The following is a 23,167-nucleotide window of genomic DNA, read 5'->3' on the forward strand; positions in this document are numbered from 1 at the left end:
ATGCCCCAACTCAGCAACGCCGCCCCCACCATAGCTGATCAGTCAGCGCAGGTGCCGGCCGCGACTCCTCCATTTTCGGATCTCCGCTGCTTGATCGTGGGCGCCGGGTCCGGAATCGGGCATGCAGCCGCGGAGCTGCTCGGCACGAAAGTAGGGAAAGTGATCGGCGCCGACCTCCCGACATCCCAGCGGCCGGCCGCTCGAACGCCATATCCCCAGCTGGCCATCGACGTCTCCGACCCCCGATCCGTCGAAGCGACTGTGGAGCAAGCGATCTCCCTGGCGGGGCGCCTGGACGTCGTCATCAACACCGCAGGAATCCTCGGGAAGGTTCAGCCCTCCACTGAGGAAACCCTCGAAGAGTTCGACCGGCTTCTCCGCGTGAACCTCGTTGGTGCGTTCGCACTGTCAAAAGCGGTCCTTCCCGTGATGGCCGCGAACGGTTTCGGCCGGCTGCTTCACTTTTCGTCCACCGCGGGAAAGGAAGGCGTAGCCGGGATGACCGGCTATTCAGCCAGCAAGGCTGGAATCTGCGGCTTGGTGAAGGCCTTGGCAAGGGAGTACGCCGCCACAGGAGTCACGGTCAACGCGATCGCCCCGGGCAAAATCGACACCCCATTGGTGAGCGGACACCCACCTACCGCCGAAGACCTGCAACGAATCCCCATGCGCCGGCTCGGTACGCCCGAAGAGGCGGCCGCACTCATCGAATACATCATCTCGCCCGGGGCTTCCTACACGACCGGGTTCATTTACGACCTATCTGGAGGCAGGGCAACCTATTGACCGCCGCACATGATCCACAGCACTCTTCCCGACCGCTGCGCATTCTCGTCGCACCGGACAAATTCAAGGGCTCCCTCACAGCCAGGCAAGCTGCCGAATCCATTGCCGCCGGGATTCTTGATGCCGTTCCTGACAGTGAGATCACCCTTCTTCCTGTCGCGGACGGCGGTGAGGGAACGATCGATGCCCTCGTTGCCGCAGGGGCGGAACTCCACCAAGCCACCATCAGCGGACCGCTTGGAGAACCACTGGAAGCGGCTTGGGCCTCGCTCAAAGACTTGGCAGTCGTTGAGATGGCCCAGGCCGCCGGACTGCAGCTCATTCCACAACCATCTGCGGCGACAGCTGAAGCAGCGTCAACATATGGCGTCGGTCAGTTGATCCTCGATGCCCTCGACTCCGGATTCCGCAAGATCATCGTCGGTGCCGGCGGGGTTGCCACGACCGACGCGGGTGCCGGGGCGCTTTTGGCCCTCGGCCTGACGCTTCTCGGCCCGGACGGGGCCCGGATCACCAATGGCACTCACGCGGTGCACGCGACCGCCCTTGACGCATCCACTTTCGACCCCCGGCTGCGAGACGCCGAATTAGTCATTGCTACGGACGTCGGAGTCCCCCTTGTCGGCGCGCGAGGGGCGGCGCGGCTTTTTGGACCGCAAAAGGGTGCCGACCCGGCGGCAGTTCAACGTCTCGAGCGCCGTCTCGAGAGCTGGAACGACCTCCTCGTCAGCGCGTTCGGCGCTGACACCTCGGCCATGCCTGGTGTCGGCGCCGCCGGCGGGTTTGCAGTTGGCTTCCTCGCGGCAGGAATCGGCCGGATCACCTCGGGCATTGGCCTCATCGGAGAACTAATCGGCCTCGACGCCGCAATGAGCCGTTCGGATCTGGTGATCGTTGGAGAAGGATCGCTTGATGATCAATCCTTGGAAGGAAAAGCGCCAATTGCAATAGCCCGGGCGGCAACGCGGCGCGATATACCCGTCCTGGCTCTGAGCGGCGTCATTCAGAGCGCCACAAGATCCCGTCTTCTTGCCGACGGGATCTTGTCAGCCGACTGCATCTTTGATCTCACCGAGGACAAAGATGCAGCAATCAACCGCGCCCAGTCGCTGCTGCGCGTCCTCGCGGCCCGGGCAATGCGGCGCTTCGAAACTGAAGTTTCCGGACCGGGAGGATTGACAGGCATTTCGGCGAAGGCCGGCAGCCTTTAGGCTCTACGCCTCAACCAGCCCCGCGCAGGATGCGTCGACCAAGGCGGGGGTGTGCCATGGGCGGCCGGTTCGATCTCTTTGGGGGAGCGGATTATGGTGTCGAGGCGGGACGGGAAGCGGCGGCAACGCGGAAGGGCTGCTTTGCCGTACAACAGGAACCGGAGGCGTGGGTGACGGCGCGCGGTGCGGGACTTCCGGGCAGAGATCGGTGATCAGGCCCATTCCTGCATATTCCCGGACGTCACTGATGCCGCTCACCGCGGCGGGCTTGTCGGGAAAGGACCTGGAGATGGCTACCACGGTTCCATCCGGCGCTTTGAGCCTGAATCTGAAGCTCGTGTCCTCGTCGATGAAGAGTTCAAACATCCCTGCCATGCGTATCCTCCTGAACAGCGGGCGGCGCGTGGCGCCCGGTAGGTCTCGCCGGGTTCGGGGCGCGGCGTTGCGCCCCAGTGGTTTCAGCCGGCAAATGGATCATCTGACTCACAGCGTGTGGTGCTCGCCGCACGGTGTAGTTAACAAAATACGGGGAAGAACCTTGGCTGGCTAGTGCATCAGGAACGGCCCTTGGTCATCGCTGCTCGAGAATCCGGTGTGCGGCGTCCTGGGCCGCCAGCGCTCTGTCATCGACGATTTGGCCGGGCAAGTGTCCGGCGGCGGCGATGGCACGCCGCAATTCCGCCACGGTGCGTGGGGTGCCCACGCCCCGGTGTGCCATGGCGTGGCAGTTGGCACACAGCGGTACGAGGTCCGCGATCGGATCCAGCGTGTAGTCGTTGCCGAGCTGTGAAACGGGAACCACATGGTGGACGTGGATGAAGTCCTTGCCAATGTCCCCGTAGCGTACTTCGAAGGAGAAAGTGCACACGGCACAGGACGTCCCGTGGAAAGCCAGGCAAATCCGGCGGGCTTCAGCGTCTCGCTCGTAGCGGTTCGTTTCAATCCGGCTGACGGCTCCTTCCGGGTAGGTTCCTGGAACGGTCTGGCACGGCTCGGAGGCTCCCGGTCCGTGCTCCCGCCACACGCGCTGAAGGCCGGATTCTGATTCTGCCGGTATGGACCGTCCCGAACCGCGGAAGGTGTTCCAGGCTACGTCCGGCACTTCGCTGGAGAGGACACTCGACGGGATCTGGCTGCCGAGGGGAAGCAAGGCGTCGAAGGCCACGCTCACGTACCACGCAATACTCTTCGGCTCGGTGCGTTGAGGCGCTTCATACGCTTCGGACATGACGACGCCGTGGCCGATGAGCCCGCGTCCGTGGCGGCGTCCACCTTGCACGAGAAGCCATGCTTGGTTGCCGGCCTGGATCTTCCGGTGCTGGCCGACGTTCCATCGCTCAAGGAATTGACCCGTTTCGGCGACCTGCACGATCACAGCCTCGTAGTTCCAGTCGTTCCAAAGCCGTGGATTCCATCCCAGGATGATGGCTGCCATGGCTGTTCCTCCCTGCGTTCCAGTGTATCTATGCGAGTCGGGTGCGGACGATTTCGCTGACGGCCTTGCCGTCGAAGCGCCCGGCGACCTTTGCTGCGACGGGCTTCATCACGGCGCCCATCTGCCTGATCGTGAGTTCCTGGCCGCTGGCCTTCAACGCCGCGATTGCGTCGTCGACGATTGCCTCTACTTCGGCGGGGGAGAGCATTTCGGGCAGATACGCCTCGATGACTTCCGCTTCGGCGATTTCCGCGGCAGCGCGCTCGGCCTCGCCGGCGTCCGTGTAAATGCGCGCCGTGTCCCTGCGCTTGGCGGCTTCCTTCTGCAGCAGGGCCGTCACTTGGGTGTCGTCCAGCTCGATGGGTGTCTTGCCGGACTTCTCACGCGTCTCTATTTCGCCAAGGACATTGCGGACCGTCGTGAGCGCGGTCTTGTTGCGGTCTTTCATGTGGACTACGACGTCGGCATGCAGGCGTTGCTTCAGGGTGCTCATGGTGTTCCCTCTAGTTGGTGGTTGATTTCATTCTTCACGGTCTGGGCCGTCTGTGCAGAAGAACCATGCAGCCGGCTGGCCCGGTATCTAAAATTCTGCCTCCGGCGTCCCCCAAGAGGGCCCTTGGCGACGTAGCATCGAGGTAGGCGGCTGCCAGGAGTGTGGCGAAATGTTTGAGAGATTTACGGACCGTGCCCGTCGCGTTGTTGTGCTTGCCCAAGAAGAGGCACGCATGCTCAACCACAACTACATCGGTACCGAGCACATCCTCTTGGGTCTGATCCAGGAGGGTGAGGGGGTTGCGGCCAAGGCGCTTGAGTCGATGAATATATCGCTCGATGGCGTCCGCGAGCAGGTGCAGGAGATCATCGGCCAGGGCCGGCAGGCCCCGTCCGGCCACATCCCGTTCACCCCGCGCGCCAAGAAAGTCCTTGAGCTCGCCCTCCGGGAAGCCCTGCAGCTCGGCCACAACTACATCGGTACCGAGCACATCCTGCTCGGCCTCATCCGCGAAGGTGAAGGCGTTGCCGCGCAGGTCCTTGTCAAGCTCGGCGCCGACCTCGGCCGCGTCCGCCAGCAGGTCATCCATTTGCTCTCCGGGTACGAGGGCAAGGACCCCAGTGGAATGGTCGCCGGACCGAGCCAGGCCGAGGTTGCACCGGCCGGTTCGGTGGTGCTGGACCAGTTCGGCCGCAACCTTACCCAGGCTGCACGGGAAAACAAGCTTGATCCTGTGATCGGCCGCGAGCTGGAGATGGAGCGCGTCATGCAGGTCCTCTCCCGCCGGACCAAGAACAACCCCGTGCTGATCGGCGAGCCCGGCGTCGGCAAGACCGCCGTCGTCGAGGGCCTCGCCCAGGCTATTGTCCGGGGCAACGTGCCGGAGAGCCTGAAGGACAAGCAGCTTTACACGCTCGATTTGGGCTCAGTGGTGGCCGGTTCCCGGTACCGGGGCGATTTTGAAGAGCGCCTGAAGAAGGTCCTCAAGGAAATCCGGACCCGCGGCGACATCATCCTCTTCATCGACGAGATCCACACGCTCGTGGGTGCCGGCGCTGCAGAGGGTGCCATCGATGCGGCGTCCATCCTCAAGCCGTTGCTGGCCCGAGGCGAACTCCAGACCATAGGTGCAACCACCCTGGATGAGTACCGCAAGCACATTGAGAAAGACGCCGCGTTGGAGCGCCGCTTCCAGCCGATCCAGGTCCAGGAACCCTCGGTGGCCCACACCGTTGAGATCCTCAAAGGCCTGCGTGACCGTTACGAGGCGCACCACCGGGTGACCATCACCGACGGCGCGCTGGCGGCCGCGGCGAGCCTCTCGGAGCGTTATGTGTCGGACCGCTTCCTGCCGGACAAGGCGATCGACCTGATCGACGAAGCAGGCGCACGTCTTCGCATCCGCCGCATGACACGGCCGCCGGAGCTGAAAGCGATGGACGCACGCATCGCCGAGGTGAAGATGGAGAAGGAATCGGCCATCGATGCCCAGGACTTCGAGGGTGCCGCGTCGCTGCGTATGAAGGAGCAGAAACTTGTCGCCGAGCGCCGGGAAAGGGAACTCAGGTGGAAATCCGGCGGCACGGACGGCAACGCCGAGGTAGACGAGGACCTGATTGCCGAAGTTCTCGCGAACTCCACCGGGATCCCGGTCTTCAAACTCACCGAGGAAGAATCCAGCCGCCTGCTCAAGATGGAGGAGGAACTGCACAAGCGCGTTATTGGTCAGAATGAGGCGATCAATTCAGTGTCGCGTGCAATCCGCCGTACGCGTGCAGGCCTGAAGGACCCCAAGCGTCCCGGTGGCTCCTTCATCTTCGCCGGCCCCACCGGCGTCGGCAAGACCGAGCTCGCCAGGGCGCTGGCGGAATTCCTCTTCGCCGATGAGGATGCCCTCATCACGCTGGACATGTCCGAGTACTCGGAGAAGCACACCGTGTCGCGTCTCTTCGGTGCCCCTCCGGGCTATGTCGGCTACGACGAGGGCGGGCAGCTGACCGAGAAGGTCCGCCGTCGTCCGTTCTCCGTGGTGCTGTTCGATGAAGTGGAGAAGGCCCACTCCGATTTGTTCAACTCATTGCTGCAGATCCTCGAGGACGGCCGCCTGACGGATAGCCATGGCCGGGTGGTGGACTTCAAGAACACGGTGATCATCATGACCACCAACCTGGGCACCCGCGACATTTCCAAGAGCGTGGCGACCGGCTTCCAGTCCGGCACGGACACCACCACCGGGTACAACCGGATGCGGGCGCGGGTCACCGAGGAGCTCAAGCAGCAATTCCGTCCCGAGTTCCTCAACCGTGTTGACGACGTCATCGTTTTCCCGCAGCTCACGCGGGACGAGATCATCGAGATCGTGGACCTGATGATCCATCGTTTGGAACAGCACCTGGCCGACAAGGACATGGGCATCGAGCTCACGGACGCCGCCAAGGTACTTTTGGCCACCCGCGGATACAACCCCGCCATGGGTGCCCGGCCGCTGCGCCGCACCATCCAGCGCGAGATCGAGGACCAGCTCTCCGAGAAGATCCTCTTCGGCGAGATCCACCCGGGTGACATCGTTGTGGTCGACGTCGACGGCGAAGGCGACGACGCCAAGTTCACCTTCGCCGGCAACGCCAAGCCGCGCATCCCCGACGCCCTGCCCGCCGTGGGGTAACGCGGTTAAACCCGGGTTAGCAGATGGCCTCGTCCGGCCGCCGTCGGGCCCGGCTTAGTCACGCTTGTGCCCGAGGCTGGTGAGCAGGCGTGCGACGGCGTCCTCCGCGGTTGGCGGCGGCCCGAAGACCTCGCGTTGTCGCGAAGTATCGGCGACGTAGCGGCCCGTCCCGAACCAGTCGATCATCGCCTCAAGGTCCTTCGCCATCGGGTTGACCGCGCTGATCGGGCTGACGACGACTTGGATCTCCCGGCCGAGCATCCGGGCCGAGATATCGGCGATGTCCTGCATGCTTACCGGACGGTCCCAACCGATGTCGATACGCTGCCCCTCAACTCCGCTCGCGTCGACTGCTGCCGCAAGGTACCCGGCGAGGTCACTGGCAAGCACGTACGTCAGGGGAACGCTTGGAGACCCGAACGACGTGAGCCGCCCCGCGCTGAAAGGGTCGCCGAAGCGGGTGATCTGCTCAAGGAATGCGCCCGGGCGCAGCGCCAAGAACGGGACCCCGAGTTCTTCCAGGCGATCCTCGGCGAGTTTCTTGTGCCAGAAATGCGGAACATCCGGTGTTTGATCGCAAGTGAGGATGCTGGTCAGGACGAATCTGCGAATACCGGCGCGGCTTGCCGCATCGACGAGGTTGGTGTTGCCCACCGTGTCGATGACGGGACTGTCGCCCTCCCGATGGTGGGTGTATCCCGCCGCCGAGGTGATCACCGCGTCGATGCCGTCCATGGCGTGCCCAAGCGACTCCGGGTCCATCATGTCGCCGCGCGCGATCGCGGCCCCTAGCTCTTCGAGGCGGCTCGCATCCGAACCGGGCCGTACCAAGGCGCGGACTTGCTTGCCGCCTTCAAGCAGCTTGGACACCACCTGGCTGCCCAGCATGCCTGTGCCGCCGACCACCAGCACCGGCCCAGGATCGGTCATTTACTCCTCCACCTCGCCGCGCCATCCTCCGGTTTCGTTTCCACGCGACTCTATGAACTCCTTGAATTTCTTCAGGTCGGCCTTCACCTGCATCTCATCAATTTGGAGTGCGGCTCCGGCCTTCTCCATGACGGTTTCCGGTGCCCATTCGAAATGGACCTTGACGTGCGTGTGGTTGGCGTCCAGCGGCGAAAACCTGATGATGCCGGCGTGCGACTTGCCGTCAATACTGCGCCAAGCAATCCGGTCGTCGGGTTCCTGGTCGACTATTTCCGTATCGAATTCCAGTTCCACACCCCCTACCTTGGTGACCCAGTGGTTGGTTGTGTCGCTCAACTGGGTTACGGATTCCACCCCGGACATGAATCGCGGAAACGACTCAAACTGCGTCCACTGGTTGTAAGCCGTATGGACGGGGACGTCGACGTCAATCGTTTCTTCAACCTTTCGCATCTCTCCTCCTCGCTGGGACTTGCGTGGGCTGGCCGGAGGGACTGCCCCTGGGACCGTCCCTCCGGGAAGTCGGCCACTCTTGAACGTTAAGCCTGCTGATTATCCAAGTCCAGACCGGCCAGGTAGCTGTCTGCGTGCGGGGCCGTTCAACAAGCCGTTTAGGTCCGGGAGCGTCCGCGACGCGCGACCGCGTCGATCGTTACCGCCGCGACGAGGACCAGCGCCGTCACGACGTACTTGGCCGGAGCGCTGTAACCCTGCAGGCCCATGCCGTTATCGATCGTGGCGATCACCAGGCCGCCCAGCACCCCGTGCAGCACCTTGCCGCGCCCGCCGAACAGGCTTGTCCCGCCGATGACCGCAGCCGCCACGGCGTAAAGGACCAACGTGCCGCCGTCGTACGACGTCGAGACGGAACGGAGCCGCGACGCGTACACAATTCCGCCGATTCCTGCGGTGAAGGAAGCGAGCATGAAGGCGAGCGTGCGAATGCGCGCAAGGTTCACGCCTCCCCGCCGTGCGGCCTCGGCGTTGCCGCCAATGGCGTAGACATAGCGGCCGAACCGGGTACGCCCAAGCAGCAACGTCCAAGCGGCGAGTACTCCCAGCACGACCAGAAGCACCCACGGCACGCCGCTGATTTCGACCAGGTTGCCGCGGTCCGTATTGCAGAGCCAAACGACGGCCACGCCCGCGGCGAGCACCGCCGCGATCTTCAGGGCGCTCACGCTGGCGGGCGGCGCGACGAGTCCGGTGTTGCGTCGGCGGGCGTCCCGCAGCCACGTCCACGTGCTGAACGCTCCGACGACGACGAGCATCAGGATCCAGCTGGTGACCGGGCTGAGGTTGCCGCTCGCGATGTTGTTGATGACGTTGTCGTTGATGGGCACGACCCCGCCGCTCCCGAGGATGATGAGCATCACGCCAAGCCAGCCGAGCTGGCCGCCAAGGGTCACGACGAACGACGGCAATCCGAGGCGGGTGATGATCGTGCCATGAAGCAGCCCGATCCCGGCGCAACTAAGCAGGCCGACGGCGATCGCCGCCCACCATGGCCACCCGGTGGACTCCTGGACGAGTTCAGCCATGACGACGCCGCCCACTCCGCCGACGTACCCGATGGACAGGTCGATTTCGCCGAGCAGGAGCACGAAGATCTGCCCCATCGCCAGCAGCATGAATACCGAACCCTGGATGAGCAGGTTCACCATGTTGCCGGGCGTCAGGAAGTTCGGGTTCAACGATTGGAACAGCGCAGAGATCAGCAACAGGCCCGCGAGAACCGGCAGCACTCCGCTCTCGCCGCCCCGGACCCGCGCCAGCGCCGTACGGAAGTATTCGGGCAGCGATGTCGCGGTGATGTCCGGGTTCAACGCCAAGGCGGCCTTCCGCTCCGCGGCCGCCGTGGTCGGCTCGCCCTGGAGGGCGGCTGCTGTTGAGGGGAGCGGCCCCTTGACGGCGGCTAGCGGGCGTTTCGACGGCGGTGTCGGCGCGGTTTCCGGCCTTGCCCGATCTGAGATCCCAGTGGTCATCAGGTCGACCACGATCTGCCGATCCATCTCCGTGACAGGCCGGATGGCCACAAGCTGCCCGAGCCTGAGAACGGCGATGCGGTCCGCAACCTCGAACACGTCGTTCATGTTGTGCGAGACGACGATGACGGCGACGCCACGGTCGGCGAGCTGGCGGATCAGGTGAAGCACGACCTCCGTCTGGGCGACGCCGAGGGCCGCGGTCGGCTCGTCCATGATGACTAGCTTCGAGTTCCACAGCACCGACTTCGCAATCGCAACGGACTGGCGTTGCCCGCCGGACAACGACGCGACCGGTTGCCGGATCGAACGCACGGTGGTCACGGCCAGGCTTGAGAGCGTCTCCCGGGCCGCGATCTCCATGCTCTCTTCATCAAGGAGAAGACCGCGCAGGCGTTCGCGGCCAAGGAACAGGTTCTGCACAATGTCGAGGTTGTCGCACAAGGCCAGGTCCTGATACACGGTCTCGATGCCGAGCGCTGCGGCTTCGTGGGGCGAGTTGAATCGTACGGGCCTGCCCTCCCAAAACAGCTGCCCGTCGTCGGGGGCGTGAATTCCGGCGACACACTTGATCAATACCGATTTGCCCGCACCGTTGTCGCCGGCCAGCGCAGTCACCTCGCCGCCAGGCACCTCAAAGGTGATGTCGACCAGCGCCTGCACCGGCCCGAAATTCTTGTCGATGCCCTCGAGCCGAAGGAGGGGCCCGACGTCGGCGGGATCCGGGTTTGCCAGCTCACTCATTGTGGAATTACTGGATACCTGCCGCGGTGCACGCGTCCTTCACCTGCGAGACGCACAGCGAAGAACTCGTCACCGCGCCGTCCTTGACCACCGTGTCCGCCATGTTCTTCGTGGTCACCCACAGCGGGGTCAGCAGGACCGATGCGACGTCGGACTTCGCGGTGTCGTCCGTCGTCTTGCCGTTGACGAGGGTTGTCGGAACGGTCACTCCTGCCCGCAGGTAAAGCGCTGCCGCGGCAGCCGCCTGGGCTTCAAAGTAGATCGGCTTGTACACCGTTCCGCACTGGTAACCCTTCAGGATGTTCTGCAGCCCGGACAAAGACGCATCCTGGCCTGTCGTCGGGAAGGTCTTGGCGGGAATCTGCTTGCTCTGCAGGTAGGCGATCACAGCGTTGGCGTTGTCGTCGTTAGGCGTGACCACCGCGTTGATGTTCGGGTGGGCGGTGTACTGCTGGGCGAACGTCGTCTGTGCAACCGACGGTGTCCAGGTGCCCGCCGGCTCTCCTACGTTGACGTACTCGCCATTGTCGAAGTGGGGCTTGAGTACGCCGTTATAGCCTTCGGCGAACAGCTTGGCGTTGTTGTCGGTCGGATCGCCGTCCATGACGAGGATGTTTGGTTTGGTGACTTTCCAGTCCGTGAGGCACGCGATCTCCCCCTGGCCGATCAGCTGACCAACTTTGACGTTGTCGAAGCTCACGTAGGTGCGATCCTTGGCCCCGCCTTTGACGAGCCGGTCATAGTCGATCACTTTGACGCCGCGCGCGCTGGCCGCCGCCTCGATGGCGGCGCCCGAACCGGAGTCGAGCGCGTCGACAAGCAGCACGGAAGCGCCTGCAGTGATGTCAGCCTCGGCCTGCGTCTGCATCGTGCTTGCGCTGCCTTGCGCATTGTCGATCTTCAACTTCGAGGAATCGAGTCCCGCGGCTTCGAATGCCTTCTTCAAATACGGGGCATCGAAAGTGACGTACCGCGCGGAGGTGGTGGTGTCTGGCAGCAGCACGCCTACCATGCCCTTGCCCTGCGAAGCGAGCGAGGTGAGCTGTTTCATGGCCGAGAAGTCGGCCGTGAAAGCATCCGCAGAGATCTGCGGTACCGTTCCTCCGGAACTCGTGGCGCTCGGCGAAGACGATGTGCCCGTGCTCGAACATGCGGCGAGAGCCGTGATAGCGAGGGTTGCAATGAAGGCGGTTCCGGCGCCTCGTGCCGGGACCTTCATGTTTAACATTTCTTTCCTTCTGTTGGTTTCGACTGCGGGCGACCTGGCGGGGTCGGGCCGGAACCTGGGCGTTGGCGCAGGACTCACGTCCACGCCGGAGGCCACGGCGGTTCTCACCAACGGACGTCGTTAGGCCAGCACCAGGCTGACCGGCGACTTTACGACCAGCGACTCGATATCACGCGGTCCTTCCTGGACGGACATGCCGGCGACGCCGGGCATGTCTGTCGATGTTGCTCTATGACTACGTTGTAGACCGGAAGTCCGCTCTTAGCAAGGCTTCGTGCGCGACAGGATTCGACGACGGCGGACCGGCCCCACACGGGTTCGTCGGGAAGCAGCTGTGCCCGGATTTTGTTATGTCAGTACCGGAGTACATCTCGATACCCCGGGATGCAGTCCGCATCACAGAGGTGGGTTCAATGAAGAAATGGACGCGATGGCAGGATTGGGTCACGGTTGTCGCCGGGCTCTATGCTGCCCTGTCGGTCATCTGGAGTGTGCCGGCCGGCTCGTCGGCTGCCCTGATGGTCGTTTTCGGCGCCTTGCTGATCGTTAGCGGTGTCATCAATCTGGCCATGCCCGGAACGCCGGCCATGGAGTGGGTGCAGGCAGCCTTCGGCGCCTTGCTGTTCCTTTCTCCGTGGCTAGGCTCCTACTCCATGCAAGCGGGGGTAGCCTGGACGTCTTGGATCACCGGCCTGGTGGCGCTTGTCGTCACCGCGATGGCGATCAAGCCCAGCACCGAGGAGCACCGGCACCACATGGTCAGCCCTTCGCAGTGAAGTGCTGAACGCTGACGTGTTCACACGCTGAACAGCGGCAATAGCGATCGGCGGGCCGTCATCGGACCCGCCGATCGCCGTCTTTTGTTCAGGTATCCGCCGGCTTCCGGCCAAGACCGAGCGTTCAGGCTCTCAGGACAGCTGCGCCGGTGATGCGGCCGCCAGCCAGATCCCGTAACGCCCGGTCGGCTTCCGCCAACGGATACGCCGTCGTGGTGGGGGCCAGCGGAATTTCCGCGGCCAGGGACCAGAACTCCTCGCCGTCTGCCCGGGTATTGGCGGTAACACTACGGAGCTGCCGCTCATAGAAGAGATCCGCTGAGTAGTTCAAAGGCGGTATGTCACTGAGGTGGATGCCTGCAATGGCGAGGGTTCCGCCCCGGTCCAGCCCCTCGAGTGCCACAGGGACAAGGTCCCCGACGGGAGCAAAAAGTACCGCCGAGTCGAGCGGGTCCGGCGGAGAATCGTACGCGTCGCCCACAAACACCGCGCCCAGCTCACGTGCCAGTTCACGGGCCGACTCCGAACGGGTCATCACGTAGACCTGCGCCCCTTGGTGGCGCGCCATCTGCGCCGTGAGATGGGCCGAACCGCCGAAACCGTAGATGCCCAGCCGGCCGCCCGGCGGAAGCTCGGCCCGTTTGAGCGCCCGGTACCCGATGATGCCCGAACACAAGAGAGGGGCCGCTTGTTCGTCCGAAAATTGCTGCGGGATCGCATAGGCGAAATCCTCGGACACCGTGAGTTGTTCGGCATATCCGCCGTCCCTGTCCCATCCGGTGAAGACAGGGGAGAGGCAGAGGTTCTCGTTGCCGCGGCGGCAATACGCGCAGCTCCCGCAGGTTCCCCCTAGCCAGGCAACTCCGACCCTGTCACCGCGCCGGAACCTCGCACACCCATCGCCGGTTTCGCTGACTATTCCCACCGCTTCGTGGCCGGGCACGACGTTCGGCCTCCGAGGGGCGAGATCGCCTTCGGCCAAATGCAGATCCGTTCGGCAGACACCACAGGTTCGGACACTGACGAGGAGCTCCCGCCGCCCTGGTTGCGGAACGGGACGCTCGCCCCAAGCAAGCGGCCGTGACTCAATAGGGCCTGGTTCCCGGACCCACCATGCACGCATCGGGTTGCCTCGCAGCTAGGGCTGTTTCTGGGTTGAAGAGCCGGCGTTCGCGGCCCGCCGCTCGGCTTTCAGCAGACGCAGGCCGCTGGCAAGCACGCCCACATGGCTGAACGCCTGCGGGAAGTTCCCGAGAAACTCACCGGTGTCAGGGTGGATCTGCTCGGGTAGGAGGCCCAACGGGTTCGCACGGCTGCAGAGGGACTCGTAGAGTTCATGGGCCTCATCCACGCGGCCTTGCCCGGCCAGGTTGTCCACCAACCAGAAGCTGCAGAGGAGGAACGCCCCCTCGCTTCCAGGCAGACCGTCGGGAGAAATCCCCGGCAGGTAGCGGAACAAAAGTCCGTTGCCGGCGTCGAGCTCTGCGGCGATGGCTTGAGTGGTGGACACCATCCGCGGGTCGTCGAAATCGATAACGTTGCGGACGGGAAGTGTCAGCAGGGACGCATCGAGGCCGCCGGTGCCGCCCAAATTCTCGGTGAACGTGCGACGCCGCGGATCCCAGGATTGTGTCAGGGCAGCCTGCCGGATCCGCCGGGCCGTGGCCTCCCACCGGCGCTTGGGATAGGGAAGCCCGTCCCTGCGCGCGATCTGCATTGCACGGTCGATTGCGACATAGCACAGCGCCGCCGAGTAGGTGAAGGGCCTGCTCTTGTCCCGGATCTCCCAAGGCCCCGAGTCCGGAAGCCGCCAGCTCCTGATGGCCATTTCGACTATGGGGATCAGCGCGGCCCAGAGCTGCTGATCGACTCTCTTCCCACTGCCCGACCATTGGTAGGCAATGTCGATGATTTCACCGTACACATCGTGCTGGAGTTGGTGGCGGGCGCCGTTTCCCCACCGGACCGGTGCCGAGCCGCGGTATCCCCGCAATTGGGGGTCCTGCACCTCATCGGGCGGCTGGGAGCCGTCGAGGGCATACATGACGTGCGGGACACCGTCCCGCTCCACATTGGTCAGGACCCAGGCAAGGAAAACGTCCGCATCACTGGGGTCGCCGATGCGCCTGAAGACGTAGTTGGAGAAGGACGCGTCGCGCACCCAGGTGTACCGGTAGTCCCAGTTCCGCGATGTCCCTGGCCACTCCGGCAGCGACGATGTGGCGGCCGCGAGGATGGCCCCTGTTTCTGCGTGATCCAACATTTTCAGCGTCAAGGCCGATCGCTTCATCAACTCCGCTTGGGAGCCTTCGCAATCCAGGCTTGATGCCCACCGGCGCCACGCATATACGGTCTGGTCAATGAGCTTCTTGCTCTGCGGGTGTTGACGGAGCCTGAACCGTCCCGACCAGTGCAGGACAATGGTCAGCGTTTCCCCTGCGCGAAGCGTCAATTCGGCGGATAAGCCACGGCCGTCAGGGGTGAGTTCAATGGAAGACCACAGATAGACTTCCTGGACGCCGTCCTGCCGCCAATCAAACCTCCAGCCGGTGGCCAGCGTATCGAACGTGACACCGGCCTTCGGTATCAGGCTGATGCGCAGCGGAATGTCTCCGCCCACGGCCCTCGCGTGCCGCAGGAGTTCGGAACGGCCAGCCGGCACCGGCTCCGACAAGTCGGCTCCGGCACGTAGCGTGAGTCCGTCCGTCACCTGCAGCACGCCCCGGTCGGATGCGAGGGATGTGACCAGCACGCACGAATCCTCGGTGTAGCGCTGGGAGGATGCCAGAGTATGGACAGGGGCTATTTCAAAACGGCCGCCTGAATCTGCGTCAAGGATTCCGGCCAGGAACGGGGGACTGTCGAATTCCGGCAGGCAAAGCCAGGTAATTGCCCCGTCCCGCCCAACGAGGGCGCACGTGGACCCGTCGCCGATAAGTCCATGATCCTCGATGGGCAAATACCCATCATGTTTAACCACCGGGCGCGCGTCGGCACCAGTGATCATTCTGCCCACTCCTTCGGGTTCAGGCCAGCCTTCCTATATGGATTCTCTCGCCGTTCCCCCGCCTGCGCCACAGTCCACCAGCCCGCAGGAATCTGCGGTTTCAGCGCATGCCCTAGGGGGTGAGCAGGACCTTGATGGAGCGCCGTTCGTCCATGGCGCGGTAGGCTTCGGGCGCTTCCTCGAGGGGCATTACCGTGTCAAAGACCCGGCCTGGGTTGATCTTTCCGTCAAGCACGTCCTGGAGCAGTTCCGGGATGTACGTGCGAGCCGGAGCCATTCCGCCGGCAATCGAAATGTTTGTGTCGAACAAGTAGCGCAGCGGGGCTTCGGCTCCGCCGGTCGGGACACCAACAAAGCCGAGGGCGCCGCCCGGGCGGACGCTGTGCAGTGCCTGATCCATGGATTCCTTCGTCCCGACGCACTCCAGCACGGAGTCGGCCAAAACGCCTCCAAGCAACTCGCGGGCCTTGGCTACGCCGTCGTCGCCGCGCTCGGCGACGATGTCCGTGGCCCCGAACTCGAGGGCTATCGCCTGGCGGTCGGCGTGCCGGGACATCGCGATGATTCGTTCGGCTCCGAGGCGCTTGGCGGCGAGCACGCCGCAGAGGCCTACTGCGCCGTCGCCGACGACGACAACGGTCCTGCCAGGGCCGACCTTCGCCGCGAGGGCGGCGTGGTGGCCGGTCGCCATCACGTCGGAGAGCGTCAGCAAGCTCGCGCGGAGGGCGTCGTCGGGTTCCGTGACGCCGGGAACCTTGACGAGGGTGGACTCAGCGAGTGGTACGCGCACGGCCTGGCCCTGCCCGCCGTCGATTGCGTGGCCGCTGTCATCTTTGCCGCCCCAACCTGCCAAATGATCGCAAGCAACCGTGACGCCGTTCACGCATTGCGGGCAAGCGCCGCAGCTGACCACGAAGGGAGCGATGACGAAATCGCCGACCGCCAAGGCAGTGACGTCGTCGCCGATGCTTTCCACCGTGCCGATGAATTCATGGCCGATGGCCGAAGGCCGGTGAGTGGGCTTCACGCCGCGGTACGGCCATAGGTCCGAACCGCAGACGCAGGAGGCGGTGACTCTGACAATGACGTCTGTGGGCAGCTGGACCGTGGGGTAGTTACGGTCTTCAACACGGATGTCGCCGGGGCCGTGGATGATGGTGGCGCGCATGGGGCTCCTCAAATGGTGGTTGTTGGGCTTGAATCGAGTCTATCTCCGCGGCGCCCGTGGTCTTGTACTGGCCGGTAGCTAAGCCAGGTGAGGTGCGGCCTCGTTCGCAGCTTGGCCTAGGCGTCGAGCAGAATAGCCGATGACAAATACCAGCGGGCGCTTGCCACGACGGGAACAACGTCGGCCCCGACGAGCGGGATGCGGTTTGCCGCGCTACCAAGCCTGAGAACAGTTGACAGGGGCAATCGACGCCCTTAAATTTCTGTGTATTCAGGTAGGTTCCTTGGTTCGGATCACATTGTTAGCTGTAGCTATGGAAACGCAGCATAAGCTGCCAAGGCGCAGGGGGCAACGATGATGAAAGTACCGCTGGATAATTTCCTCAATGAGTGCGTCTCCCGGAATTCGGGGGAGGAGGGCCTCAGCTTTGAAGAACTGTACGGTCTGTACATCAGCTGGTGCGGACTTACAGCTTCGGAACCCGTGAGGGCCAGAACGTTTAGGGCCAGCCTTCGGGCGGCCGGCATCGCTCCCACACACCGCGGAGACCTGTGCTTGAATCTGATGATGGTGGGCCCGGCGGCGCGCGACTACATTGTCCACAGCGCACGTCCGCTCACCGCCTTGGAGGCACGATCGGACGGCGGGCCCCGCCTCAGGTCTTGGCCTGCCGAACGTCCGAAGGTGCCAATCACCAGGCTCGCATCCGGCGAGGGCCGCGACTCGGCGCCGGCCGCCTAGGGGGTTTTCTCTATTCGTGGAGCTTGCTTCGAGCCTCGCGCAGTTGCCGCTCGAGCTTGGCTTCCGCCTCGGTCCGCCGCTGTCCGACGATGCGCATCTGGTGAGTGGTCGGGTTTTCGTATTCCTCCGATGGAACGCTTTTTTCCCTGCGAAGGTAAGGGCCGGCAGCCGGGGACGCGAGCTTTTGCTCGTCTTTTTCGCTCATATCAAAATCGTCCCACCGGCCGGCGGTCTCCAAAAGAGGTTCGATCTGCAGGGTTTCCAAAATGGCGCGGCATCCCGGTCTTCGGACCGGGATGCCGCTTGTGTTTTGACCAATTCGATAGGGTCAGCCGAGGTTCAGTGCCGTCCAGGAGACGGGCGGCAGGGTGATTTCGATGACGCCGTTATGCACCACGGCGCTCTTGTTCGGCTGCAAGCCCACGCGCTCCTGGTCTTCGAGCGTGTTCTTCGCGTAGACGTCCGGGTCGGAAAGCGTCTGGGCATCAATAATGATCACGCCGTCGAGCGCCGTCAGGTCGATGGCGACCGTTGCCTCCTCGCTCCGTGACCGGTTGACCAGGAATACGGCAGTTGTTGCCGAGTCCGCGTCGTAGGTCGCGACGGCGTCGATGAGCGGGACGGTGCCATAGGCATCCGTGCTGTACGTGTCCGCTTCCAGCCTCACATCCAGGGCAACTCCCTTGGCCAGTTTGGATGTCAATGCGAACGGGAAAAAGGTGGTCTGCTTCCACGCCGGGCCCCCGGGTTCGGTCATGATGGGAGCGATCACGTTGACCAACTGCGCCAGGGAGGCGGAGGTGACACGATCGGCGTGCTTGAGCAGCGAGATCAGCAGGTTGCCGACGACGACGGCGTCGGCCACGGAGTATACGTCCTCGAGCAGCCGTGGCGCCTTGGGCCAGTTGTCGAGTCCTTCGATTTTATCGACGTCGTGGAACCGTTCGAGGTACCACACATTCCATTCGTCGAAGGAAATGTTGATGGTTTTCGTGCTTCCGTTGACAGCCTTGACGTGGTCAGCCGTCGCAACCACGGATTCAATGAAGTGGTCCATGTCGGTGGCGGAAGCAAGGAACGAGCCCAGGTCACCGTTCTTCTCCTCGTAGTAGGCATGGCACGAAATGTAGTCGACGTCCTCGTAGGAGTGGGTCAGTACTACGCGCTCCCATTCCCCGAAGGTGGGCATGTGGGCGCTGGATGAGCCACAGACCACGAGTTCAACGGAAGGATCCAGCTGACGCATTGCCTTCGCGGTCTGCGATGCGATTTTGCCGTAGTCGTCAGCGGAGCGATGCCCCAGCTGCCACGGGCCATCCATTTCATTGCCGAGACACCACATTTTGATGCCGAACGGCTCTACTCGGCCATGAGCGGCTCGGCGGTCTGACAGCTCTGTCCCGGAGCGGATGTTGGAGTATTCCAACAGGTCCAAGGCTTCCAGTGTGCCTCGGGTGCCGAGGTTGACGGCCAGCATGAGTTCGCTGCCTACCTTCGTCAGCCATGCGCTGAACTCGTGCATGCCGATCTCGTTGGTTTCGGTCGAATGCCAAGCGAGGTCGAGGCGGCGAGGGCGCTGTTCCTTGGGTCCAACACTGTCTTCCCAGCGGAACCCGGAGACGAAGTTGCCGCCCGGGTAGCGGATGGTGGAGACCCCGAGTTCTTTGACGAGCTCGATCACATCAGTGCGGAAACCATCGGCGTCGGCGCTCGGGTGACCGGGTTCGTAGATGCCGTCGTAGACACAGCGTCCAAGGTGTTCAACGAAAGAACCGAAGAGACGGGGATTGACAGTGCCCACTGCGAATTGCGGGTCGATCGTAAGGCGTGCGGAAACCATTGTCTGCTTTCAGGGAGAGGGAGCGGGAAGAGAAGGGGTGCGTTGTGTGCCTAGCTCCAACGTTTTACATCGATGTAAGTAATCGTTGTAAATTCATCATGCTGTGACCGGACTTACATGTCAAGAAGAAATTAGGCGGAGTCTTGGGCGGGCCGGATCGCCGTGGACTCCCGGCTGATGACCTTGAATCCTGCGGCAAACTCGCGGGCGGGTGCCGCTTCGGCCGCGCCGTCAATGCGTTCCAGGAGCATCGCGACGGCGGTCTCGGCGATCTCCCGCCGGCCCGGATCTACGGTCGACAGGGTCGGTAGCGAATACCGGGTCTCGTCGATGTCGTCAAAGCCGATGATGGCCACCTCCTCAGGGATCCTCAGTCCGGCGTCCTGCATGACACGCATGGCGCCCAAGGCGATGGAGTCGTTGAAGGCCACCACACCGTCGAAGTCCAGCCCGGACTCCAGGACCTGCCGCATGGCTTGGGCACCGTCGGCGCGGTGCCACGACTGGACGTCGATTGCCAGTTCGTCCCGGTAGTCCAGCCCTGCGTTCTGCAACGCGCGGCGGTAACCTTCCAGGCGAAGCCCCGCTGAACCGATGACTTCATTCCGGTGGGCACCAAAGGCGAGTAGTCTCGTTCGTCCGCGTTGCAGGAGGTGTTCCGTCGCTGCTTGCGAAGCTTCGATGTTTTGCATGGTCACGTGGTCCGTGGGTCCGTGAAAGATCCGCTCGCCAAGGAGGACCATGGGCGTCGGGATGTCAATCAGGCCCGCGTCCTCCTGGCTCAGGCCGAGCGCGCTGTACAAGACACCATCGACCATTCGCATCCGGGGGCCATGCAGGATCTCGAGCTCGCGTGCCCGCGAGCCTCCGCTTTGCTCGATGATTACAACTTTCCCCCGCTTCGACGCGGCCGTCATCACGGCGTCGGCAAGTTCAGCAAAGTATGCGTTCTTCAAATCCGGAATGATGAGGCTGATGACATCCGTACGGCCCGACCGCAATCCACGCGCCGAGAGATTGGGCTGGTAGCCAAGTTTCTCGATGGCTAGCAAGACCCGCTCGCGGGTCTCGGCTTTGATGTTTGGATGGTCATTGATGACGTTCGACACCGTCTTGATCGACACATCGGCCGCTTGGGCCACATCCCGCATGGTAATTGCCACTTTTCCTTCTTCCGCGCACTCCAGCGTCCGTCCTAAGCTGAAGATTACAACGTTGGAAGCATATGGGTCGGAATGAAATAGGTGGATGATGTCTGCATGAGCGAAGACAGCGGTCCGCGTCAGGATTTCTTCACCCGATTCACCAGCAGAGTGGCCAAAGTTCTGGGCCACGCCTGGGTGTTCAGTGCGGCGGTGATCATTCTCATCGTTTGGGCGTTTACGGGACCAGTTTTAGGATTTTCGGATACATGGCAATTGGTTATCAATACCGGCACCACTATCGTGACGTTCCTGATGGTCTTCATCATCCAGAACACCCAAAACAGGGACAGTGCTGCCCTCCACGTGAAGCTTGACGCTGTGATGCGTGAACTCCAGATCACCAACTCCAAGCTTTATGAGGCTGAAGACGAAGGCGAGAAAGAGCTCGAGGAGCAGCGTCGACGGATCGAGCAGCAGGCCAAGGCCGATTGATCTGACCGGAGTCCTGGACCGGCGGACGTTCCTACATCAGCCATTGGACTGAGACGTTCATGGCGAACAGGGCATTTGTCAGCGGCGCCAGTATCGACTCGTCGGCCTCCATGCGGTGCAGCGTCTCGACGAATTCATCTATCTGATCGGTGGTGAACCCACCGTCCAGGAGTTGCTGGATGGCAAGCTCGGTATTCTGCTTTCGGGTGTTGCTGAATCGCGGGCTTACCTCTGGCTTTGCCGGTTCTGAATCCATTGCCTTACTTGCCCCAACTCTTCCCTGTCCGTAGGACGCTCGTCGCCAAAGGTATTTATGCATTACAAATGCTACTATCTCAGGCCTTGTGGGGTGGATTAGGAGCTCGCCGGTCAGCGGCCCGGCCACAATCACGGGGGTCACGTTGGTGGTGGGTTCCGTGGGCCAAGGCACACCCCAACTGGCTGGCAGTTGTTGTCGTTCTGGGGGCTGAAAACGACAACAACTGCGAGTTGGTTGGGGGGCCCGCGTTTCGGTCGCCGTCTAGCCGTTGATGATTTGTGGTTGGCCGAGGGCTTTGAGGCCTTCGGTGCCGAATTCGAGGCCGTAGCCGGATTGTTTGGCGCCGCCGAAGGGGATGCGGGGGTCCACGTTTCCGTGTTTGTTGATCCAGACCGTTCCGGCTTGGAGGCGGGAGGCGACGCCGCGGGCGGCGTCCGGGTCGGGGGACCAGACGGAGGCGCCGAGTCCGACGTCGAGGGCGTTGGCCATGGCGATGGCCTGGTCGATGGTGGTGTAGCGGATGATGGGCAGGGCGGGTCCGAATTGTTCCTCGGTCACGAGGGGGTTGTTGTTGTCGATGTCGGCGACGAGGGTGGCGGGGTAGAAGTAGCCGGGCTGTTCGGGGTCGGGGTTGCCGCCGAGCAGGATGCGGGCGCCGGCGTCGCGGGCGGCGTCGACGAGGCGGGCGAGGATGTCGTACTGCTGCTGGTTTTGCAGGGGGCCGAGGACGTTGTTCTCATCGAGGCCGTTGCCCATGGGCATGGCGGCGGCCACGGCGGCGAGTTCTTCGCAGACGGCGTCGTAGAGGGAGTCGTGGACGTAGAGGCGTTTGAGGGCGGCGCAGGTCTGGCCGGTGTTGATGAACGCGCCCCAGAAGAGGCCTTCGGCGATGGCTTTGGGGTCGGCGTCGGGCAGGACGATGCCGGCGTCGTTGCCGCCGAGTTCGAGGGTGAGGCGTTTGACGGTGTCGGCGCTGGAGCGGATGATCGCTTTGCCGGTGGCGGTGGAGCCGGTGAACATGACTTTCCCGATCGCGGGGTGGGAGGCCAGGGCTTCGCCGACGTCGCGGCCGCCGGAGACCACGGTGAGCAGGCCTTCGGGGAGTTCTTCGTTGATCACCGCGGCCAGGGCGAGCACGGACAGGGGCGTGTATTCGGAGGGTTTGACGATGACGGTGTTGCCCATGCGCAGGGCGGGGGCGATCTGCCAGATGGTGATCATCATGGGCCAGTTCCAGGGTCCGATGGCGCCGACGACGCCGATGGGCCGGTAGTGCAGTTCGGCGCGGGTTTCGCCGTCGTCCACGACGGTTTCGGGGTCGAGCGGGGTGGTGGCGGTGGCGCGGAGCCAGGCGGCGCAGGCGCCGACTTCGAAGCGGGCGTTGGGGCCGTTGAGCGGTTTGCCTTGTTCGCGGGAGAGCAGGCGGGCGAGTTTTTCGGCGGAGCGTTCGACGGCGTCGGCGGCCTTGAGCAGCGCGGCGGACCGGGCGTCGTGGCCCAGGCCGGCCCACGCGGGCTGGGCCGCTGCGGCGGCGGCAACCGCGGCCTCGAGGTCCTCGACGGTGTGCACGGGAGCCTCGCCCACGGGAGTGCCCGTGGCCGGGTCCAGGATGATCCGGGTTTCGCCGGTGGCAGGGGCGATTGAAGCCAGGAGGGCGTCGTAGCTTTCCATTGGTTTACTCCACTCTGAGTTGGTTTGGGTTTCGAAGGACAACGTTCCAGGGGTCAGACGGCCATCAGGACCATGGCGCCCAAGGCACCGGCTGAAGAGATGGCCTCAAGCGATGCAGATGCGTGACGGCGGTGTCCGCGGCCGTTTCGTCGAAGCGTCCGGGCCGCCAGGACGATGGAGTAGGCGATGACCGCCGCCGCGAGGGCGACCGCCAGGACCGGGTTCGCTCCACCAAGCCCTGAATGCCCATGTGTTTGGTGTACTGAACTGGATGAGGGGGACGGAAGGGTGGTGACGAGAAGGGCGAACATGGCCACCAGGGACAATGAACGGTGTATTTCCATGCCGCCGCGGCGATCCTTGGGCAGAAGCATCAGCGGAAGAGGCGCAGTGAGGAGCAGCAGCAGGCCCCACACGACGCCCGGAACAATGCCCGGACCGACGGTCGTATCCGCCATTGCCACCAACATGAGTGCCATCGGTCCCCATTGGCTGAGGTTCCTGACCAGGCCTTCGCGCATCGGGCCCAGGATCCCCAAGACGCAGCAGGCCAGCATGACCACCGAAAGGATTGTGTGCATTGTGTTCACC

Annotated in this window: 24 protein-coding genes; 7 read left to right on the top strand and 17 right to left on the bottom strand. The window is 63.5% G+C overall.

The window, feature by feature from the left end; translation table 11 throughout:
- Both AB0O52_RS08810 and AB0O52_RS08815 read left to right on the top strand, forming a co-directional pair.
- Positions 1-786 carry an SDR family oxidoreductase gene (locus AB0O52_RS08810; RefSeq protein ID WP_364536270.1) on the top strand — a complete coding sequence of 262 codons (786 nt, stop codon included), beginning with the start codon at positions 1-3 and terminating at the stop codon, positions 784-786.
- Entirely contained in the window at positions 783-1,997 is a 1,215-nt protein-coding gene (locus AB0O52_RS08815; protein WP_364536273.1) for a glycerate kinase, read from the top strand. Before AB0O52_RS08810 ends, AB0O52_RS08815 begins: the two co-directional genes overlap by 4 nt.
- A gap of 3 nt (positions 1,998-2,000) precedes the next feature.
- Here the strand turns inward: AB0O52_RS08815 and AB0O52_RS08820 are convergent, their stop codons facing one another.
- The 3 genes from AB0O52_RS08820 to AB0O52_RS08830 form a co-directional block, all read right to left on the bottom strand.
- Positions 2,001-2,372, bottom strand: coding sequence for a DUF1508 domain-containing protein (locus AB0O52_RS08820; protein ID WP_364536276.1), 372 nt, complete (start codon positions 2,370-2,372; stop codon positions 2,001-2,003).
- 196 nt (positions 2,373-2,568) lie between these two features.
- Entirely contained in the window at positions 2,569-3,432 is an 864-nt protein-coding gene (locus AB0O52_RS08825; protein ID WP_364536279.1) for an HNH endonuclease, read from the bottom strand.
- Between the two features lie 28 nt (positions 3,433-3,460).
- Positions 3,461-3,925: a GatB/YqeY domain-containing protein gene (locus AB0O52_RS08830; RefSeq protein WP_364536282.1), complete on the bottom strand. Its 465-nt coding sequence runs from the start codon at positions 3,923-3,925 to the stop codon at positions 3,461-3,463.
- Positions 3,926-4,094: 169 nt separating this feature from the next.
- Between AB0O52_RS08830 and AB0O52_RS08835 the strand changes: the two genes are divergently transcribed.
- The gene (locus tag AB0O52_RS08835; RefSeq protein WP_364536285.1) at positions 4,095-6,590 is read left to right on the top strand and encodes an ATP-dependent Clp protease ATP-binding subunit; all 2,496 of its coding nucleotides are present in this window, start codon (positions 4,095-4,097) and stop codon (positions 6,588-6,590) included.
- Positions 6,591-6,644: 54 nt separating this feature from the next.
- Here the strand turns inward: AB0O52_RS08835 and AB0O52_RS08840 are convergent, their stop codons facing one another.
- The 4 genes from AB0O52_RS08840 to AB0O52_RS08855 form a co-directional block, all read right to left on the bottom strand.
- The gene (locus AB0O52_RS08840) at positions 6,645-7,520 is read right to left on the bottom strand and encodes an SDR family oxidoreductase (protein WP_364536287.1); all 876 of its coding nucleotides are present in this window, start codon (positions 7,518-7,520) and stop codon (positions 6,645-6,647) included.
- The gene (locus AB0O52_RS08845; protein ID WP_364536290.1) at positions 7,521-7,973 is read right to left on the bottom strand and encodes an SRPBCC family protein; all 453 of its coding nucleotides are present in this window, start codon (positions 7,971-7,973) and stop codon (positions 7,521-7,523) included.
- Positions 7,974-8,131: 158 nt separating this feature from the next.
- On the bottom strand, positions 8,132-10,249 hold the full coding sequence (locus tag AB0O52_RS08850; protein ID WP_364536293.1) for an ATP-binding cassette domain-containing protein: 2,118 nt from the start codon (positions 10,247-10,249) through the stop codon (positions 8,132-8,134).
- A gap of 7 nt (positions 10,250-10,256) precedes the next feature.
- A complete protein-coding gene (locus tag AB0O52_RS08855; protein ID WP_364536296.1) occupies positions 10,257-11,300 on the bottom strand; it encodes a substrate-binding domain-containing protein in 1,044 nt (347 codons plus the stop codon).
- 16 nt (positions 11,301-11,316) lie between these two features.
- Between AB0O52_RS08855 and AB0O52_RS08860 the strand changes: the two genes are divergently transcribed.
- Positions 11,317-11,601 (top strand): hypothetical protein, encoded by a 285-nt coding sequence (locus AB0O52_RS08860; protein WP_364536299.1) that lies wholly within the window; start codon positions 11,317-11,319, stop codon positions 11,599-11,601.
- A 289-nt stretch (positions 11,602-11,890) separates the two neighbouring features.
- Positions 11,891-12,253 (top strand): SPW repeat protein, encoded by a 363-nt coding sequence (locus tag AB0O52_RS08865; RefSeq protein WP_364536302.1) that lies wholly within the window; start codon positions 11,891-11,893, stop codon positions 12,251-12,253.
- Between the two features lie 124 nt (positions 12,254-12,377).
- Here the strand turns inward: AB0O52_RS08865 and AB0O52_RS08870 are convergent, their stop codons facing one another.
- From AB0O52_RS08870 to AB0O52_RS08885, 4 genes are all read right to left on the bottom strand, one after another.
- Positions 12,378-13,376 (bottom strand): zinc-dependent alcohol dehydrogenase family protein, encoded by a 999-nt coding sequence (locus tag AB0O52_RS08870; protein ID WP_364536305.1) that lies wholly within the window; start codon positions 13,374-13,376, stop codon positions 12,378-12,380.
- Positions 13,377-13,391: 15 nt separating this feature from the next.
- Complete coding sequence (locus AB0O52_RS08875; RefSeq protein WP_364536308.1) at positions 13,392-15,260, bottom strand: glycoside hydrolase family 15 protein; 1,869 nt, start codon at positions 15,258-15,260, stop codon at positions 13,392-13,394.
- A gap of 112 nt (positions 15,261-15,372) precedes the next feature.
- Positions 15,373-16,428: a zinc-dependent alcohol dehydrogenase family protein gene (locus AB0O52_RS08880; protein WP_364536311.1), complete on the bottom strand. Its 1,056-nt coding sequence runs from the start codon at positions 16,426-16,428 to the stop codon at positions 15,373-15,375.
- Positions 16,429-16,544: 116 nt separating this feature from the next.
- On the bottom strand, positions 16,545-16,673 hold the full coding sequence (locus AB0O52_RS08885) for a hypothetical protein (RefSeq protein ID WP_364536314.1): 129 nt from the start codon (positions 16,671-16,673) through the stop codon (positions 16,545-16,547).
- Positions 16,674-16,782: 109 nt separating this feature from the next.
- Between AB0O52_RS08885 and AB0O52_RS08890 the strand changes: the two genes are divergently transcribed.
- Entirely contained in the window at positions 16,783-17,169 is a 387-nt protein-coding gene (locus tag AB0O52_RS08890) for a hypothetical protein (RefSeq protein WP_364536317.1), read from the top strand.
- A 10-nt stretch (positions 17,170-17,179) separates the two neighbouring features.
- Here the strand turns inward: AB0O52_RS08890 and AB0O52_RS08895 are convergent, their stop codons facing one another.
- The 3 genes from AB0O52_RS08895 to AB0O52_RS08905 form a co-directional block, all read right to left on the bottom strand.
- Positions 17,180-17,374: a hypothetical protein gene (locus tag AB0O52_RS08895; protein ID WP_364536320.1), complete on the bottom strand. Its 195-nt coding sequence runs from the start codon at positions 17,372-17,374 to the stop codon at positions 17,180-17,182.
- Between the two features lie 123 nt (positions 17,375-17,497).
- Positions 17,498-19,009, bottom strand: a complete 1,512-nt coding sequence (locus tag AB0O52_RS08900) for an alpha-N-arabinofuranosidase (protein WP_364536323.1) — start codon at positions 19,007-19,009, stop codon at positions 17,498-17,500.
- A 131-nt stretch (positions 19,010-19,140) separates the two neighbouring features.
- Positions 19,141-20,172 (bottom strand): LacI family DNA-binding transcriptional regulator, encoded by a 1,032-nt coding sequence (locus AB0O52_RS08905; protein WP_364536326.1) that lies wholly within the window; start codon positions 20,170-20,172, stop codon positions 19,141-19,143.
- A 96-nt stretch (positions 20,173-20,268) separates the two neighbouring features.
- On the opposite strand from AB0O52_RS08905, the gene AB0O52_RS08910 reads away from it, so the two are divergent.
- Positions 20,269-20,646 (top strand): low affinity iron permease family protein, encoded by a 378-nt coding sequence (locus tag AB0O52_RS08910; RefSeq protein ID WP_364536329.1) that lies wholly within the window; start codon positions 20,269-20,271, stop codon positions 20,644-20,646.
- Positions 20,647-20,677: 31 nt separating this feature from the next.
- Here AB0O52_RS08910 and AB0O52_RS08915 read toward each other — a convergent pair whose 3' ends face one another.
- From AB0O52_RS08915 to AB0O52_RS08925, 3 genes are all read right to left on the bottom strand, one after another.
- Positions 20,678-20,902, bottom strand: a complete 225-nt coding sequence (locus tag AB0O52_RS08915) for a hypothetical protein (RefSeq protein ID WP_364536332.1) — start codon at positions 20,900-20,902, stop codon at positions 20,678-20,680.
- A gap of 264 nt (positions 20,903-21,166) precedes the next feature.
- Positions 21,167-22,576 (bottom strand): aldehyde dehydrogenase family protein, encoded by a 1,410-nt coding sequence (locus tag AB0O52_RS08920; protein WP_364536335.1) that lies wholly within the window; start codon positions 22,574-22,576, stop codon positions 21,167-21,169.
- A gap of 53 nt (positions 22,577-22,629) precedes the next feature.
- Complete coding sequence (locus tag AB0O52_RS08925; RefSeq protein WP_364536338.1) at positions 22,630-23,157, bottom strand: hypothetical protein; 528 nt, start codon at positions 23,155-23,157, stop codon at positions 22,630-22,632.
- Positions 23,158-23,167 lie beyond the last annotated feature (10 nt).

Origin of the sequence: Arthrobacter sp. NPDC080073 (assembly GCF_040686575.1) — a bacterium.
GTDB lineage: Bacteria > Actinomycetota > Actinomycetes > Actinomycetales > Micrococcaceae > Arthrobacter.

Excerpts from the sequence above, each read along its gene's own strand:
- AB0O52_RS08925 (WP_364536338.1), bottom strand. The coding sequence starts at position 23,157 with ATGCACACAATCCTTTCGGTGGTCATGCTGGCCTGCTGCGTCTTGGGG.
- AB0O52_RS08920 (WP_364536335.1), bottom strand. The coding sequence starts at position 22,576 with ATGGAAAGCTACGACGCCCTCCTGGCTTCAATCGCCCCTGCCACCGGC.
- AB0O52_RS08810 (WP_364536270.1), top strand. The coding sequence starts at position 1 with ATGCCCCAACTCAGCAACGCCGCCCCCACCATAGCTGATCAGTCAGCG.
- AB0O52_RS08855 (WP_364536296.1), bottom strand. The coding sequence starts at position 11,300 with ATGAAACAGCTCACCTCGCTCGCTTCGCAGGGCAAGGGCATGGTAGGC.
- AB0O52_RS08915 (WP_364536332.1), bottom strand. The coding sequence starts at position 20,902 with ATGGATTCAGAACCGGCAAAGCCAGAGGTAAGCCCGCGATTCAGCAAC.
- AB0O52_RS08880 (WP_364536311.1), bottom strand. The coding sequence starts at position 16,428 with ATGCGCGCCACCATCATCCACGGCCCCGGCGACATCCGTGTTGAAGAC.
- AB0O52_RS08895 (WP_364536320.1), bottom strand. The coding sequence starts at position 17,374 with ATGAGCGAAAAAGACGAGCAAAAGCTCGCGTCCCCGGCTGCCGGCCCT.
- AB0O52_RS08830 (WP_364536282.1), bottom strand. The coding sequence starts at position 3,925 with ATGAGCACCCTGAAGCAACGCCTGCATGCCGACGTCGTAGTCCACATG.
- AB0O52_RS08865 (WP_364536302.1), top strand. The coding sequence starts at position 11,891 with ATGAAGAAATGGACGCGATGGCAGGATTGGGTCACGGTTGTCGCCGGG.
- AB0O52_RS08820 (WP_364536276.1), bottom strand. The coding sequence starts at position 2,372 with ATGGCAGGGATGTTTGAACTCTTCATCGACGAGGACACGAGCTTCAGA.
- AB0O52_RS08840 (WP_364536287.1), bottom strand. The coding sequence starts at position 7,520 with ATGACCGATCCTGGGCCGGTGCTGGTGGTCGGCGGCACAGGCATGCTG.
- AB0O52_RS08890 (WP_364536317.1), top strand. The coding sequence starts at position 16,783 with ATGATGAAAGTACCGCTGGATAATTTCCTCAATGAGTGCGTCTCCCGG.
- AB0O52_RS08845 (WP_364536290.1), bottom strand. The coding sequence starts at position 7,973 with ATGCGAAAGGTTGAAGAAACGATTGACGTCGACGTCCCCGTCCATACG.
- AB0O52_RS08900 (WP_364536323.1), bottom strand. The coding sequence starts at position 19,009 with ATGGTTTCCGCACGCCTTACGATCGACCCGCAATTCGCAGTGGGCACT.
- AB0O52_RS08870 (WP_364536305.1), bottom strand. The coding sequence starts at position 13,376 with ATGCGTGCATGGTGGGTCCGGGAACCAGGCCCTATTGAGTCACGGCCG.
- AB0O52_RS08850 (WP_364536293.1), bottom strand. The coding sequence starts at position 10,249 with ATGAGTGAGCTGGCAAACCCGGATCCCGCCGACGTCGGGCCCCTCCTT.
- AB0O52_RS08875 (WP_364536308.1), bottom strand. The coding sequence starts at position 15,260 with ATGATCACTGGTGCCGACGCGCGCCCGGTGGTTAAACATGATGGGTAT.
- AB0O52_RS08825 (WP_364536279.1), bottom strand. The coding sequence starts at position 3,432 with ATGGCAGCCATCATCCTGGGATGGAATCCACGGCTTTGGAACGACTGG.
- AB0O52_RS08910 (WP_364536329.1), top strand. The coding sequence starts at position 20,269 with ATGAGCGAAGACAGCGGTCCGCGTCAGGATTTCTTCACCCGATTCACC.
- AB0O52_RS08835 (WP_364536285.1), top strand. The coding sequence starts at position 4,095 with ATGTTTGAGAGATTTACGGACCGTGCCCGTCGCGTTGTTGTGCTTGCC.